Annotated in this window: 1 protein-coding gene; it reads right to left on the bottom strand. The window is 39.0% G+C overall.

The features are described from left to right. Positions 1–100: 100 nt before the first annotated feature. Positions 101–1357, bottom strand: a complete 1257-nt coding sequence (locus KJS52_RS26920) for an IS110 family RNA-guided transposase (protein ID WP_213520722.1) — start codon at positions 1355–1357, stop codon at positions 101–103. Positions 1358–1661 lie beyond the last annotated feature (304 nt).

The following is a 1661-nucleotide window of genomic DNA, read 5'->3' on the forward strand; positions in this document are numbered from 1 at the left end:
TAGTTTGAAAGAATGCTAAAGTAACTGCTGAGAAAAAAGTGGGCATAACAAAATAAGCCTACTAAAAGTGGCTTTTAAAAAATTTTCGTTATATGGAGGTTCACATTTTAATGGGCATGTGGGGTATTTGGTAGCCCAAAGTTTGCAGGTAACGTATTGCCATTTCCTCAGTGATCTGAGGGGCATAAGTTGGTTTGGGTTTGGAGTCCATTTCGTATAATTCGTAGTTAAAAGTCTCATTCTTATTAAGCATATGATAGATGCAATTGAGAAGCATGTGTGCAATCGCAATAATCGCTTTTTTATGACCTCGACGTTTCTTGATTTGGTCATATCGGACTTTGAAATACGTACACTTTTTGCTTTTAATCGCGGCATTTGCACATTGCACTAACAAGGGCTTGATGTAGACGCCAGCTCGCGAAACGCGGACCGATTTTTTCTTGCCAGCACTTTCATTGTTTTGTGGAGTAAGTCCAGCCCATGAACATAGATGTTTGGAAGAGTGAAATACGGACATGTCCGTACCGATCTCACCGATGATAGCAATGGCAGTGAAAATATCTTTAATGCTTGGCAAAGACAGAATAATTTCGATTTGCCGTAAATAGGGCTGCACTAACTCTAACACAACATTCTCAATATCCGTGATATGATTTTCAATATTTTCCATATGAGCAAGACAAACACGCATTTTATCTGCTTGCGGCTTTGTCAAATTCCCATGAATGGATTTTGTAAGGGTCTCTGCTTTATTTTGCATACTTTTGTGAAGCATGGATGAAAGATCGAAATCTTGATCATCAGGATTCTCAAGGATGTGATTAATAATGTTCATCGAGCTTACACCAAAGGTATCCGAAACCACATTGGAAATCATAATATTGGAAACCGTAAGTGAGTTTTGAACACGGTTTTTCTCACTTGACTTAAAATTGATGAGTTTAAACCGATACCGCATTAAATCACGAATTTGACGGATTAATAAGGGCGGTATAAAACTATTGGGAACCAAACCGTGCTTGTGTAGATCACAAAGCCATATTGAATCTTTTTTATCGGTTTTCTTGCCGCGAATCCCCTTTACATATTTGGGGTTAGCGACAACAACCGTGCAGTATTCCTCCAAAATATTAAAAACAGGATGCCAGTACTTGCCTGTAGACTCCATACAGACATGGATGCAAGATTGGGACTTTAACCAATCTAAAAGACGGATTAAATCCTCTGTAAAGGTTGAAAATTGCTTGGTTTGGTATTCTGTAATACCCGATTGGGTAGTCGTACCAACCGTTGCAACAACAAACTTTTTGTGGACATCAATTCCACAGCAAATAGGGTGAACAATTTTGAGCATAAACACATCCCCGCAGAGTTTATAGTGGAATAAGCAGACATTGACTGTTTGCTACGTAATAAACGGGAATTGTTTATACAAGGATTAGTTTCCGTGCTCTATGGCACACTTATTTGTACTTGAAATAGCAAACGGCACATCTTAACATGCGGGCAGTAATGAACTGCACCACTCACCTCCCCGTGCTCTGTAGTATATCTGCTTATCCGAGTACATTATATCATCAAACGGTAGGGTTGATGGTGCAACTTTCATTGTATTTTTGTGCCTTGAGCACAGCGAAAGGAATGAGACTTAACATGAA

Source organism: Paenibacillus montaniterrae (assembly GCF_018403185.1).
Lineage (GTDB): Bacteria > Bacillota > Bacilli > Paenibacillales > Paenibacillaceae > Pristimantibacillus > Pristimantibacillus montaniterrae.

Bases quoted from the DNA above. Each gene is read 5' to 3' on its own strand.
- KJS52_RS26920 (WP_213520722.1), bottom strand. From the start codon at position 1,357: ATGCTCAAAATTGTTCACCCTATTTGCTGTGGAATTGATGTCCACAAA.